We start from the raw sequence: 13,551 nt of genomic DNA on the forward strand, positions 1-13,551 counted from the left end.
GCGCCTGCCTCTCTTCGTTTTGGGGCATGATCTCTGGACAAAACGGTTTCCGTTTGTCCGAGAAAACCGGTTTCCACTTTCGGGATCATGCCCCGACTGGTCAAACCGGCCGGTAGGCGACGGCTTCGACCTCGATCTTGATGTCGATCATCAGCCGCGATTCGACCGTGGTGCGGGCCGGCGGATTTTTCGGGAAGTGCTTGGCGTAGACGGCATTGAAGGCGCCGAAGTCGCGCGCGTCCTCGAGCCAGACCGTGGTCTTGACGACATCGTCCATGGTGCAACCGGCCAGCGCGAGTGCCGCCTTCACATTCTGCAGCACCTGCTCGGTCTGCTCGGTGATGCCGCCCTTGACCACGATGCGGTCGCTGTCGACCGGCACCTGACCTGAGATGTAGACGAAATCCCCGGCGCGCACGGCCGGCGACAGCGGCACGTGGGATGTTCCAAAACACTCTTTAGGCAAAGGAAACTCCTGTTCAGAATGGCGGGCCGCGCCCCGTTTTCGACGACCGCTCTACGCCTGTCCCGGTGATCCTCATAGGGGGCTTTTTGGAAAGCAGCATTTTTCCAAACGCGTGTTGCTTTATCGCAGGCTCGCCAGCATCTTGCGCGTCGCATTTTCCCGACAGGAGATTTCAATGACCTTCGACAAGAACCCGTTTCCAGAGGGCGATGCCGATCGCCACGCGCTCTGGGAAATGTTGGTGCGGCGCGACATCGACGCCTTTATCCGTCAGGACTGGTCGATGGTCGAGGATGATTTCCTCGCCGACAGCTTCTTCGGCATGCATGCGCATTTCCTCAGCGATGCCGACGCCTGGCGTCTGCAATTCCCGAGCCTTGCCGTCTATCGCGACGAATGGCTGCGCCAGGCCAAGGAGACGGCGGCGGCCAGATTCGCCGAGCCGCTGCGCGAGGCGCTGTTTCGCGTCACCAACATGCGCGACATCGATGTCGATGGCGACCGCGCCGTGCTGCACAAGAAGTTCAACGGCTCGGTGGCCAAGGCCGATGGCAGCGTCGACAAGCTGAAATGGCAGACGCTGTATTTTTGCAGGAAGGTGGCGGGCCACTGGAAGATCGGCGGCTTCGTCGGCTACATGCCGCATCCCTTGGGGATCTGAGTCTTGCCCGCTTATGCTATTGCCGGCCTTCGCGCACGAAGACGTGCGCCTCCCGGGCTGCAGTTGTAAAAGCTCGCCAACCGAATCCACTCGAGCTCAAGCGAGTTGAACGGCACAGGTTCGTCCCACAGGGCTAGCGGGAGCGGTGGTCGAACACGACCGCCATGGTCTTACCAATTGCCGCCATGACGACGAGCTCGACGAGATCGTCGTCGCTGTCGACACAGGTTGGATCCATGCGGCGGATAGCGTCGAGCGCCGCCCTGGTCGAGACGGTATCGCCGGCGCGGAATCTGGAAAGCGCAGAGGAAACAAGGTTCTGGGTTGTCACGTCGATGACAGGTACGCTCTGCACTACGTTCATGGCTTCCTCCTGCCAAGAACCCTCTCCCGAAGGAAATAATACGCCGAACGACGGCGTGTGCCAGCGGAATCGTGGTCCGACCAGATTGCCGAGATGGCACGTTTGCGTGTTTGATAGGATCGAGCCCACAGCATCCAGGATCGGACATGAAACTGTACTTCAGCCGCAATCCCAATCCGCGCCTCGCGGTTGCAACGGCACGTCATCTGCAGGCCAAGGTCGAGTTTGAGTTTGCGGCACCCATGGCGCCCGGGCAGGCTGAGCGGTTTCGTCAGCTCAATCCCAATCTTACCCTGCCGATATTGGCATGGCCGGGCGGCAGCCTGTGGGAAGCCGACGCCATAGCCTGCCTTCTGTCGCGCGAAGCGGGTTCGGATTTCTGGCGCGGCGGCGGCGACCAACCCGACATGATCCGCTGGCTGAGCTGGGGCAAGGAAAATTTCGTCCGGGCCTGCGACACCGTGCATTTCGAGCGCGGAACCAAGCAGCGCTACGGGATTGGGCCTGTCGACCAGGGCAAGGTCGAGGAGGGGCTGGCGGAGTTCCGCATCGCGGCAGCGATTCTCGAGGCGGAGCTCGCCAAGCGGCCATGGCTTGTGGGCAAGTCGCTTTCCTATGCCGATTTCCGCATGGCGACTTTTTTGCCGTTCAACGATGCAGCCGGCCTGCCGCTGGCGGACTATCCCTATGTTCTGGGTTGGTATCGCCGGCTCGAAGCCATCGATGCCTGGCGCGATCCCTTCGACGGGCTGGACGCGCCGCTTCTGCCGCCGGTCAACTCCGCTTGACGTGCCTTCCCTTTGGGCAGATGGGCTGATGTGTGGCGCTTTGGCAGCATAGGTGTGGAACAGCGGGCGAGTTGCCATGGCGCGCTCGACGGCTCGCGGCCGGGTTGATAAGCCCTGTCCGCAAGGAGAGTCGTGACATGACCGTAGCCATCGAGATGGGACAGACGACGGCGGGTGCGTCGGCGGCGCTCGACCTTGAGGAGCTGCTGGCCACCCGGCTTCTGGTGCAGGGCAATTCCGGCTCCGGCAAATCGCACCTTTTGCGCCGGCTACTGGAGCAGAGCGCGCCCTGGGTGCAGCAGACCATCATCGACCCGGAAGGCGATTTCGTCTCGCTGGGCGACCATTACGGCCATCTGGTCATCGATGCCGAGGAGCATACGGAGCGTGGCCTGCAAGCAGCCGGCGAGCGGGCGCGCATCCACCGCGTCTCCACGGTGCTCAATCTCGAAGGGCTCGATGCCGAGAACCAGATGCGGCGCGCCGCTGCCTTTCTCGGCGGGTTGTTCGAGGTTGCCCGCGAGCATTGGTATCCGATGCTGGTGGTGGTCGACGAAGCGCAGCTGTTCGCGCCCGCCGTGGCCGGCGAAGTGTCCGACGAGGCGCGAAAGCTCTCGCTCGGCGCCATGACCAATTTGATGTGCCGCGGCCGCAAGCGCGGCCTTGCCGGCATCATCGCCACGCAGCGGCTGGCAAAGCTCGCCAAGAATGTCGCGGCGGAGGCGTCCAATTTCCTCATGGGCCGTACCTTCCTCGATATCGACATGGCGCGCGCCGCCGACCTTCTGGGCATGGAACGGCGTCAGGCCGAGGCGTTTCGAGACCTGGAGCGCGGGCACTTCATGGCGTTGGGCCCAGCGCTGTCGCGCCGTCCGCTGGGCGTGCGCATCGGCCAGACCGAGACCAGCCCGCGCAACGGTACGCCGCGGCTGATGGCAATGCCGGAAACAGCGCTTGAAGACGCGCGCGCCATCATCCTGGCAGCGCCGCCGCCCGAGACGATGCGCGCGCCGCGCCGGATGGCGTCGCCGGAGCTGCTCGACCAGCTGATGGCGGCCAAATCGGCGGCGATGGAGATCCGCCCGGAACCTGCGGAACCGGCGGTAAGCGCCGAGGATATGGCCGAGCGGCGAGAGCGGGTGGACCGTGTCCTGCGCGCCATCCTGGCGCAGCCCGATGCGGGTTTCCGCGTCATCGGCGTGCTTTATCAGGAGTTCGTCGTCCGCTGCCGCATCGAAGGCCTCGCTTCGGTGGTGCCGGACCTCTCAGAATTCCGTCGCATGCTGACGCGTGCCCGCGCCGGGCTCGGCGCAGACATGGCAGGCGATGACGCCTGGCAGGACGTTTCCGTGCGCGCCTCGCTGCTGCCCGAGGACATGCAGGGCGTGTTCATGATGATCGCCCGCGCCGCCAAGGAGGGCTGGCCGTGCCCGAGCGACGCGGCGATCGCGCGCGCCTACGGCTCGCATTCGCTGCGGCGCGCCCGGCGGCTGCTCACCTATATCGAGGAGCAGGGCCTCATCGTCTGCCAGCTCGACGGCACCGGCCGCCGCACGGTGACGCTGGTCGAGCTCGCCTGGGCGACGGCGCCGGGCGACCCCAATGCCGCGGAGGCGGAACAGGGCAGCCTGGCGCTGTGAAAGGCGAACAGGCAGCTACCTGACTTGCTTGCGCGGTTCTGAACAAGATGTGTTTCGCCGATCGGCGCGCGACGATTTATGATGGGTTTCCGAGAATCGCAGAACGGTTCGGGCGGGAGGGTTGTCCGGTGCGGTTGAAATCTCTGGCTGTCTTTGTCTTTGGCCTCCTGGCCATCGCCGGCATCGCCTTGACGATGTCTGCCCGGTCTTTTGCCGCGTCCTCCGATATACCGGCCTGGCTGCAGGCCCATGTCGGCAATGACGACGGCGAGATTTCGCAAGTGGTGCTGGAGCGGGCGCGCGCGCTTTACCTGAAGAAGGTCGCCCAAGGCGCGGTCCACAATGGCTGCTATTTCGCCATGGATGCGACGCGCCCCGGCGATCTCGGCAATGGCGTGCTAGGGCGGCGCTACTACGTCATTTGCGAGGCCAAGCAGTCGTTCAGGGCGATCTCGTCGGGCCATGGCGGCGGCCGCAATTTGAAAGGCGTGGTCGATTTCTCCAACAGCAAACGCTGCGCGAAAAACTTCGGCAATGCCCTGGACTCGTCCTTGACGACCGGTGGCGCCTATATGACCGGCGAGGCAAAGACCTCATTCAAGGGTTTTTACCGCATCGGCGCAAAAAAGGACCAGGCGCTGCTGCGCACCTTCATCCAGTTCGACGGTGAGGGGGAGACGGCGAATGCCAGGCAGCGGGTGATCGGTGGCCACGCGGCGCGGCTGTTGCGCGGCATGTGCGTGCGCAAGAACCCGAACAGCTCCTATGCCGACCATGACGGCTTCGTGCCATACGGCAAGCTGGTGGATTATGCCGGCGGCCGCAGCAATGGCTGCACCAGCTGGTCGCCGTCCGACGCCGACCAGATCATTTCGATGGTGAAGGGCAATCCGACGACGCTCTATATCTACCCGGAATCGCGCGACATCACCGCCGTTAGTAAATCGGGGGCCTATTGGAATGCGTCCTGCCTGAAGGAGATCGGCAAGCCGAAATTCTGGCCGCGAAAGAGCCTTGAGCCGATCATCGCGCAATACGCCAAGGACAACCCGCCACCGCCGTCACAACCGTTGCCGATCTGCACCGGGCCGTGAGGGATGAGTCCTCGGCTCGGCATTGTCGGCGGCGCGGACTGGCTGGGCGGCGCCGCCGATCCGATGGGCTCTACTGATTGATCTCGGGTTCGACGAGCTTTGCCAGATTGCGCAGCGACTCCTGCCAGCCGAGATAGCAGGCTTCGGCCGGAATAACGTCCGGAATGCCGGCCTGCGTGATGTCGAGTTCCGTGCCGACCGACACTTTCTTCAGGAGCACGGTCACTTCGATCTGGCCGGGCAAATTGGGGTCGTCGAACCTGTCGGTGTAGCGCAGGCGCTCGCCGGGAACGAGTTCGAGATATTCGCCGCCGAAGGAATGGCTGCCGCCCGTCGTGAAGTTTCGGAACGACATCTTGAAGGCGCCACCGACTTTCGCGTCGAAGCTGTGTACCGTGCAAGTGAAGCCGTTCGGCGGAAGCCATTTCGCCAGCGCGTCGGCTTCTGTGAATGCGCGGTAGACCTTCTCCGGGCTGGTCGTCAGAACGCGGTGCAAACGTACGGTGCTTGGCATCTCTTCGGTATCCTTTGTGGTTTCGTTGTCCGATGCCCCAAGGACGGGTGAACCTCACCCGGTCCGACATAGCCTGTCAAATTTTCTTGAGCCCTTTGCCCGCGGCCATCCGCCCGCGACTTCGACCGCCGCCTCAGGCAGGCGGTCGTGTCGCGTCAAATTGCATGCATCATTGACAGGTTGCCTAACTTTTCGGCGCGGATCTCACAATTTATTAAAATTGTAAGTCTCTCCTACAAAGTTGTATTAGGATCAGCTTAACGCCTTCGGCATTATCTATTAAATGATGGGCGACGATCTCCTTGGTGTACTATAGAATGATTCCCTGGAACGACGGATCAATTTAAGAGTTGATCCGAAATGGTCGCTCGAAGGTTGTCGAACGACCAAGGCAGCACGCGCAAGGAGTGTCGGAATGACCACAGTCCTCAACGCCAAAGGCATTCCACTTCCGTATACCGGCGCTTCCACCCATTGGTTCTCGGCGACTGGAGGCGCGCCTTACCGCTACGGCACCTCGGGCAACGATTCCTTCTGGGGCGACACCAATGTCAAGGTCACCATGTATGGCGGCGCGGGCGACGACTATTACCATCTCTATTCGACGATCAACAAAGCGGTCGAGAACTACGTCGCGGGCGTCGACACGATCGATACCTGGATGAGCTACAAGCTGCCCGCGAATTTCGAGAACCTCGTCGTCACCGGCGACGGCCACTATGCCTTCGGCAATGGTCAGGACAACATCATAACGGGCGGCGCTGGCAGCCAGACGCTGGACGGCGGCAAGGGCAATGACGTGCTGATCGGCGGCGCCGGCGCCGACACCTTCATCATCACCAAGGGCAATGGCAGCGACCTTATCTCCGATTTCGGCTCGACCGACACGGTGCGCCTCAACGGCTATGCCTTCACCTCGTTCGAGGCCGTCCACGCCAATATGGTCCAGGTGGGATCGAACGTGCAGCTGAACCTCGGCTCGAGCGAGGTGCTGGTGTTCCACAACACCACGATCGACAAGTTTCAGCCCGGCCAGTTCGAGCTGCCGATCGACAAGGCCGGCATGACGCTGTCCTTCAACGACGATTTCAACACGCTGAGCCTGTGGAACGGCCAGAGCGGCATCTGGGATTCCAATTTCTGGTGGGGGGCGCAGAACGGCAGCTCGCAGCCCCAGAACGGCGAGCTGCAATGGTATATCGACGCCAATTATGTGCCGACCAGCTCGGTCCATCCGTTCAGCGTCGCAAGCGGCGTGCTCACCATAACCGCGGCGCATACGCCCGACGACATCAAGCCGCTGATCAACAATTACGAATACACTTCCGGCATACTGACGACGCACGACACCTTCTCGCAGACCTATGGCTATTTCGAAATGCGGGCCGATCTCCCGGAAAACGCCGGCGCGTGGCCGGCCTTCTGGCTTCTGCCCGAAGACGGTTCATGGCCCCCGGAACTCGACGTGATCGAAATGTATGGGCAGAACCCGAATGCGCTTCTCATGACCGCGCACACAAATGAGACGGGAACCCACACCACGGTCGGGTCGACGGTGAATGTCTCCAACACCGACGGCTATCACACCTATGGCCTGTTGTGGACGCCGGACAAGCTGGTCTGGACCTATGATGGCGTCCAGGTCGCGGAAGCTGCGACGCCGTCCGATATGAACAAGCCCATGTATATGCTGGTCGACCTTGCGGTCGGCGGTCAAGCCGGCGCGCCACCGGACCATCTGGCGACGCCCGCGCAAATGAAGATCGACTATATCCACGCTTATACGCTGAACGATGTGCAGCAGAGCCATCTGAGCACGACAGCCGAGCACGCGGTCTAGATGTCGCGAGACCGCGCGCCAATCAGCGATGCGGCCATCGGCCTGCGCCCGGTCTTCCTGCGTGGCATCGCCGACATCGGCATCTTTTCGTTGCTGATCAACATCCTGCTCCTGGTGATCCCGCTCTATCTGCTGCAGGTCTATGACCGGGTGTTGCCGTCCTCCAGCGTCGAGACGCTGCTTTATCTCTCGGCCATGGCGGTCCTCGCGCTCGCCTTCCTCGGCCTGCTGGACGCGGTCCGCGCCATCTACGCGCAACGTGTTGCGGCCACCGTCGACCTGAAACTGGGCGCGCGGACATTCGCCGCCTCGCTTGGCGCCAGACATGCCGGCAGCGGGCTGTCGCCGCTGAACGACCTTGCCACGGCCTGCGCCTTCATCAGGTCGCGCGGCGTGGCGGTGCTGTTCGACCTGCCGTTTGCGCCCGTCTTCCTGGCCTTGCTCTATTTCATCCATCCCGTCCTGTTCTGGCTGACGCTCGCCGGCGCCGTGCTGCTGTTTCTCCTGGTCGTGGCCAACCAGCTTGCCATCGGCAGGAACGATGCCATGTCGGCGGAACGCTCGGCGGTGGCCAGCCAGGCGGAGCAGGCCTTCGCCCGCAACACCGACACGCTGCGCGCCATGGGCATGGTGCAAAATGCCGCCGCGGTCTGGGGACAACACGTTGCTGAGGCGCTGACCCTGCATGACCGTTCCGGAAGCGCCAATGCGATCTTCAGCGCGACGTCGCGGGCGCTGCGCATGATGCTGCAACTGGCGATCCTCGGCGCCGGCGCGTGGCTGGTGCTACAAGGGCAGATGACCGCCGGCATGATCTTCGCTTCGTCGCTGGTGTCGTCGCGCGCGCTGCAGCCGCTCGACCAGCTGATCGGATCCTGGCGGCAGATCGTCGACGCCAAGCGATGCTGGAAGCGGCTGGACACCGCCCTTGCGGCGCAACCAGCGCAGGGGCGCAAGCTCGCACTGCCCGATCCATTGGGCGCGATTTCGGTGCAGGATCTGTTCTTCATCGCGCCGACTGCGGCTTTCGGCACGGAGCCCATCCTCAAGCGGTTGAATTTTGCCATCGGCGCCGGCGAAGCGGTGGCGATCGTCGGCCCGAGCGGGGCCGGCAAATCGACGCTGGCGAAATTGCTTGTGGGCGCGCTGCAGCCGACCGGCGGCGCGGTCAGGGTCGACGGCGCCGACCTGAGGAGCTGGGACGAAACCCAGCTTGGCAGGCATATCGGCTATCTCGCGCAGGAGGTGGAGCTTTTCCCGGGATCGATCGCGCAAAATGTCGCCCGCTTCGAACCCGACGCCGATGACGCCGCGATCGTCGAAGCGGCCAGGCGCGCCGAGGCGCATGAGCTGATTCTCACGCTGCGCGACGGCTATCAGACCATGATAGGCCCGTCGCATACCGTGCTGTCGGGCGGCGAGCGCCAGCGGATAGGGCTGGCGCGCGCCTTCTACGGCAAGCCACGCATGCTGGTGCTGGACGAGCCCAACGCCCATCTCGACGGCAGTGGGGAGGCGGCGCTCGAAGGGATGCTTTCGGCCGCGCGAAGTGTAAGCGTCACGACAGTCGTCATCACGCATCGCCCTTCGATCGCCGCGGCCTGCGACCGCGTCATGGTCCTGCGCAACGGCATGGTCGAAGCTTTCGGCCCTGCGAGCGAGGTGCTGAGGCAACCGGCGGCCGGCAAGGCCGGGAGCGCGGTGGTGACAGGCTCGTTCGTGCCGACCGTGCGCCCGCACAGCGTCCGCTTCGGGTCATAGACGATGATGCAGCAGAGCCTCGCCTTCGAAGGTCGACCGCGCACCGACTTCCGCCGCATGGCCGTCGTCGGCTACGTGGCCATAGCGCTCTTCGTCGGCTGCTTCGGCTATTGGGCGGCGAACGCGCCGCTCTCCGGCGCGGTGATCACCTCCGGCACGATCTCGGCGACGGGCGGCAACATCCTCATCCAGCACCCCGAGGGCGGCATCATCGAGCAGTTGCTGGTGCATGAAGGCGACCGCGTGCAACAAGGCGAACCGCTGGTCCTGCTCGACCGCAGGGCGGCCGAGACCGACCTCAACCGGCTGACCAGACAGACGATCGCGCTCAGGGCAAGTGCCGCGCGACTTGAGGCCGAGCGCGACGGATCGGACAGGCTGGCGCCGATCGCCGAAGCAGCACCCGCGCCGTTCCAGCGCGATTTCGACAATCTGGTGCACGAACAGCAGAAGGAGTTCGAGGCCAGGCTCGCCCGGTTCCGCTCCGAGCAGTCGATCCTGGCGCAGCGCGTCGCCATGCATCGTGAGTCGGCGCTGGGACTGGAGGCGCAGAAACTCGCCATCCAGCAACAGGCCGAGATCGTGAAGAAGGAACTCGGCATCAAGACCGGCCTGCTCGACAAGGGTCTCACCAACCGCAGCGAATATTCGCAGCTTCTGCGCAGCGAGGCCGATCTGGTCGGCCAGGCCGGCGCGCTGGAGGCGGATATCGCAGCGACCAAGACGCAGATCGTCGAAGCCCAGGCGCAGGTCGAGCGCGCGACCACGCAGCGCGTCGAGGACGCGCTGACCAAGCTCGACGAGGTTCGCACCAGCCTGGCCGACATCGGCGAACAGATCACCGCAGCCGAGGCGGTGCTGGGGCGCACGACGATCAAGGCGCCGGCAGCCGGCATCGTGGTATCCTCGATCTACAACTCCAAAGGCAGCGTGATTGCGCCGGGGCAGAAGATCATGGAGATCCTGCCGACCGCGTCGGGCCTCATCGTCGACGCGAAGCTGCGGCCGAAAGACGTGGACCTGGTTCGCGTCGGCCAGCCGGCGAAGCTCAGGCTGTCCGCCCTGAACGCGCGCCTCACCCCTGAGGTCCCGGCTACGGTGACGCAAATTTCCGCCGACCGGCTGATCGATGAAACCACGCATGAGGCGTATTTCCGCGCCAGGCTGAAGATCACCGACACGCTGCCGCAGGGCGTGAAAGCCGAGCAGCTTTACCCAGGAACGCCGGTCGAGGCGTTTATCAGCACCGGCGACCGAACCTTCCTCGAATATCTGGCGCGGCCGATGCTGGACTCGTTCGCGCGGGCGTTCACGGAGCGATAGGCGCCAACTCGTCCTCCCAGTTGACGCCGCCGTAGAACACCCTGAGAATCACCACCTGGTCGCCTTCTACGGTGAAGGCCACAGTCAGGCGGCGCTCGAAGCCAACGATGCGAAGCCCCGGCCGCACATCATCCCTTAGGGTTCCGCGTTCCGAGGCATAGTCGAGACCCAGGCAAAATCGCTCGATCCGCTCGATGTAGCGAAGGGCGGTGAGGTTGCCGGATGCGTGAGCGACCGTGTCGTATATTCATAACAGGTCCGTCTGGGCTTCCGGCAAAAGGACAACATGCCGGCGCTTCACACGTTCCCCTTGAGGCGAGCTGCGTGATGTGCGCGGATGCTGTCAAAAGACTTGTCGGCCGGGATGGCCTGGGAGGGGTCTGCCTTCCACCTATCATAGGTCGGCGCGACCTCCTCACGCAGCCAGCGCTCCACGGCGGCGTCGCGTTCCTGCAATGCGCGAAGACCGGCGCGGATCACTTCACTGCTGGTCGCGTATGTGCCGGACCGAACGAGCTGGTCGATGAAAGCAGCCTGCTCGGCCGGCAGGCTGAAGGTGCGTTTTTCGGTGGCGGACATCGATCCCTCCTATCAGGTTGGTATGATATTATCATACCAACGGCGAGATCGCACGCCCCAATATAGGCTTAGGGACCGCTCCCCTTGCCGTCGGCAAAGACACCGGACATTCGGTTCGGATGCCTGAGATGGGTCGGCGTGATACCGGTCTGATGGCGGAAGACACGGCTGAAATGGCCGGCATTGGGAAAACCGCAGCGGTAGGCGATGTCGCCGATTGCCAAGTCGCTCCCCTCCAGCAGCGACTTGGCCTGATGTACGCGCAGCGCAAGATAGGCGGCCATCGGGCCGATGCCGAGCTCGGCGCCGAACAGCCGCTCAAGCTGGCGCCGGGATAAATGCAACCGGCCCGCGATCTCGGCGACCGACAGCGTCTCCTGGAGATTGCTTTCCATCAGAAGCAGCGCCCGTTTCACCGCTCGGCTCGACGCGGCCGGAAAGAGATCGCCGACGGGCTGCACATCCAGGCTCGAGCGGATGCGGTCGAGCACGAGGATCTTGGCGGCTTTTTCCGCCGCCTTGCGGCCGATGAACTGCGACACGAAATGGCCGGCAAGGTCGGCCGCACCCGTGCCGCCGGCGCAGGTCGAGCGGCCCCTATCGACGGAAAACAGGCTGTCGGCATGGGCGTTCACGTCAGGGAATTGGCTGCGGAAATCCTTGATATGGAACCAGCTGACGGCGGCACTGTAGCCATCGAGCAGGCCGTAGCGCGCGAGCACGAAGCTGCCGGTGCAGAGTGCCGTCAGCGGCACGCACTTTTCGGCCGCCCGCAACAGGAAGGCCTCCTTTTCGGAGCTGAGGCTGCGGTTGGTGTCGAGCAGACCGCCGACCACGACGACATTGTCGAACTCCTGCGGATTGCCGATCGCCTTGGTCGGCAGCAACTCGACACCGCAACTCGCGCGGATCGGCAGGCCACGCTCGCCGACGATCTCCCAGTCGAACTCGATCCGGCGGCTGCGGTCGCCTTCATCGCCGGCCAGCCGCAGCGTGTCGATGAACAGCGACAGCGGCGACAGCGTGAAGTCGCGAACCAAGAGAAACGCAAACCGCCTGGCCATTGTTGCTCCGAAACGTTCCTTCGGGTGGATGGAAGCAAAGATGTCGCACAGGCGAGCACGCGGCGCTTTTCAGGAGAAGCCACCGGATGTCGGAGATGAGATCGACGGCCTCAGTGCGGAGCTGGAAATTCTCTGGGTTGTGTGGTGGTCATGGGATGTCGTCATCTACGCTCACACAAGACAGGCAGATGGACCAGTGGAATTGATCAGCATGGCACGGCGTGAGAAAAACCCTATCGTGTTTGTGTAACCTGCAGCACCAAAGCGGAGCCCAAGCCATGACCCTCACCAATCGCGATATCATCGAGCTGACGGCATGGCGCCGCAAGCTGCACCAAAACCCGGAAATCTCCAACGAGGAAGAACAGACCGCCAAGGAAGTCGTCAGCTTCCTCGCCGATACAGCGCCGGACAAGGTGCTGACCGGCCTCGGCGGTCATGGCGTGGCGGCGGTCTATGACAGCGGCCAGGCGGGACCGACGGTGCTGTTCCGCTCGGAGATCGATGCGCTGCCTATCGAGGAGCTTTCGGGCGTCGAGCATGCCTCGCAGGTGCCGGGAAAATCGCATATGTGCGGCCATGACGGCCACACCGCGATCCTCGCCGCACTTGGCCGCCAGCTCGGGCGTGAGCGGCCGGCCCGCGGCCGCGTCGTCTTGATGTTCCAGCCGGCGGAGGAGACCGGCAATGGTGCGGCCGGCGTCGTCGCCGATCCACGCTTTGGCGAGATCGCGCCGGACTTCGCCTTCTCGCTGCACAATCTGCCGGGCGTGCCGTTCGGCGAGGTGCGTCTCAAGCCCGGCGTCGTCAACTGCGCCTCGCGCGGCATCCGCATCGTGCTGGACGGCAAGACCGCGCATTCCTCCATGCCCGAAACCGGCGTGTCGCCGATGCCGGCGATCAGCCAGCTGATGCCGGCGCTTCCGGCACTGGGGCGCGGCACTTTCGCCGATGACGATTTCAGCATGGTCACCGTCACCCATGCGACGATGGGCGAGGCCGTGTTCGGCATCGCGCCCGGCTACGCCGAGGTTTGGGCGACGCTGCGCACAAGGCGTGACGAGCGCATGGCGGAGCTGGTCGCAGCTGCGGAGGCGCTGGCCGCCAGGATAGCGGCCGAGCACCACCTTTCCGTGCGCTGCGACTATCACGAAATCTTCGTCGCCAGCGTCAATGCGCCGGACGCGGTGGAACATCTCAACCGCGCGCTGGACGAAGAGGGCGTCGCGCGCAGCGAGGAAGCCCTGCCGATGCGCGCTTCGGAAGATTTTGGCATCTTCGGCCACAAGGCGAAGTCGGCGATGTTCTTCCTCGGCGCGGGCGAGCGCACCCCGTCATTGCACAATCCCGATTATGATTTTCCCGACGATCTGATCCCGATCGGTTCGAAGATCTTCATGCGCACGGCGCGCAACCTGCTGGGGTGAGCGGCCCTGCAAAATCCGCATCCTGAAGCT

At 63.7% G+C, this 13,551-nt stretch carries 14 protein-coding genes; 8 read left to right on the forward strand and 6 right to left on the reverse strand.

The window, feature by feature from the left end; translation table 11 throughout:
- Positions 1-100 precede the first annotated feature (100 nt).
- Positions 101-466, reverse strand: coding sequence for a RidA family protein (locus X728_RS152035; protein WP_023707576.1), 366 nt, complete (start codon positions 464-466; stop codon positions 101-103).
- A 175-nt stretch (positions 467-641) separates the two neighbouring features.
- Between X728_RS152035 and X728_RS152030 the strand changes: the two genes are divergently transcribed.
- Entirely contained in the window at positions 642-1,127 is a 486-nt protein-coding gene (locus X728_RS152030) for a hypothetical protein (RefSeq protein ID WP_023726474.1), read from the forward strand.
- Between the two features lie 133 nt (positions 1,128-1,260).
- Here X728_RS152030 and X728_RS152025 read toward each other — a convergent pair whose 3' ends face one another.
- Entirely contained in the window at positions 1,261-1,491 is a 231-nt protein-coding gene (locus tag X728_RS152025) for a hypothetical protein (RefSeq protein WP_023726475.1), read from the reverse strand.
- 146 nt (positions 1,492-1,637) lie between these two features.
- On the opposite strand from X728_RS152025, the gene X728_RS152020 reads away from it, so the two are divergent.
- From X728_RS152020 to X728_RS152010, 3 genes are all read left to right on the forward strand, one after another.
- The gene (locus tag X728_RS152020) at positions 1,638-2,279 is read left to right on the forward strand and encodes a glutathione S-transferase family protein (RefSeq protein ID WP_023750095.1); all 642 of its coding nucleotides are present in this window, start codon (positions 1,638-1,640) and stop codon (positions 2,277-2,279) included.
- Between the two features lie 137 nt (positions 2,280-2,416).
- Positions 2,417-3,919, forward strand: a complete 1,503-nt coding sequence (locus tag X728_RS152015) for an ATP-binding protein (RefSeq protein WP_023737555.1) — start codon at positions 2,417-2,419, stop codon at positions 3,917-3,919.
- Between the two features lie 128 nt (positions 3,920-4,047).
- On the forward strand, positions 4,048-5,013 hold the full coding sequence (locus X728_RS152010; protein WP_023831695.1) for a hypothetical protein: 966 nt from the start codon (positions 4,048-4,050) through the stop codon (positions 5,011-5,013).
- A gap of 70 nt (positions 5,014-5,083) precedes the next feature.
- Here X728_RS152010 and X728_RS152005 read toward each other — a convergent pair whose 3' ends face one another.
- A complete protein-coding gene (locus X728_RS152005) occupies positions 5,084-5,527 on the reverse strand; it encodes an SRPBCC family protein (protein WP_023683102.1) in 444 nt (147 codons plus the stop codon).
- A 415-nt stretch (positions 5,528-5,942) separates the two neighbouring features.
- Here X728_RS152005 and X728_RS152000 point away from each other — a divergent pair, with 415 nt between their 5' ends.
- Genes X728_RS152000 through X728_RS151990 form a run of 3 tightly spaced genes read left to right on the forward strand, consistent with a single transcriptional unit; the run spans position 5,943 to position 10,451 of the window.
- Entirely contained in the window at positions 5,943-7,367 is a 1,425-nt protein-coding gene (locus X728_RS152000) for a family 16 glycosylhydrolase (RefSeq protein WP_023831696.1), read from the forward strand.
- Positions 7,368-9,128 (forward strand): type I secretion system permease/ATPase, encoded by a 1,761-nt coding sequence (locus tag X728_RS151995; RefSeq protein WP_023831697.1) that lies wholly within the window; start codon positions 7,368-7,370, stop codon positions 9,126-9,128.
- Positions 9,129-9,131: 3 nt separating this feature from the next.
- Positions 9,132-10,451 carry an HlyD family type I secretion periplasmic adaptor subunit gene (locus tag X728_RS151990; protein WP_023735099.1) on the forward strand — a complete coding sequence of 440 codons (1,320 nt, stop codon included), beginning with the start codon at positions 9,132-9,134 and terminating at the stop codon, positions 10,449-10,451.
- Here the strand turns inward: X728_RS151990 and X728_RS01000000166780 are convergent.
- From X728_RS01000000166780 to X728_RS151980, 3 genes are all read right to left on the reverse strand, one after another.
- Complete coding sequence (locus tag X728_RS01000000166780) at positions 10,438-10,698, reverse strand: type II toxin-antitoxin system RelE/ParE family toxin (RefSeq protein WP_050589910.1); 261 nt, start codon at positions 10,696-10,698, stop codon at positions 10,438-10,440. The two genes, X728_RS151990 and X728_RS01000000166780, sit on opposite strands and share 14 nt — an antisense overlap.
- A gap of 50 nt (positions 10,699-10,748) precedes the next feature.
- On the reverse strand, positions 10,749-11,030 hold the full coding sequence (locus X728_RS151985) for a type II toxin-antitoxin system ParD family antitoxin (RefSeq protein WP_023669694.1): 282 nt from the start codon (positions 11,028-11,030) through the stop codon (positions 10,749-10,751).
- Positions 11,031-11,098: 68 nt separating this feature from the next.
- Positions 11,099-12,094 carry a GlxA family transcriptional regulator gene (locus X728_RS151980; RefSeq protein WP_023744108.1) on the reverse strand — a complete coding sequence of 332 codons (996 nt, stop codon included), beginning with the start codon at positions 12,092-12,094 and terminating at the stop codon, positions 11,099-11,101.
- A gap of 278 nt (positions 12,095-12,372) precedes the next feature.
- On the opposite strand from X728_RS151980, the gene X728_RS151970 reads away from it, so the two are divergent.
- On the forward strand, positions 12,373-13,521 hold the full coding sequence (locus tag X728_RS151970; protein ID WP_023831698.1) for an amidohydrolase: 1,149 nt from the start codon (positions 12,373-12,375) through the stop codon (positions 13,519-13,521).
- Positions 13,522-13,551: the final 30 nt, after the last annotated feature.

The sequence above is a fragment of the Mesorhizobium sp. L103C119B0 genome (genome assembly GCF_000502235.1).
Lineage (GTDB): Bacteria > Pseudomonadota > Alphaproteobacteria > Rhizobiales > Rhizobiaceae > Mesorhizobium.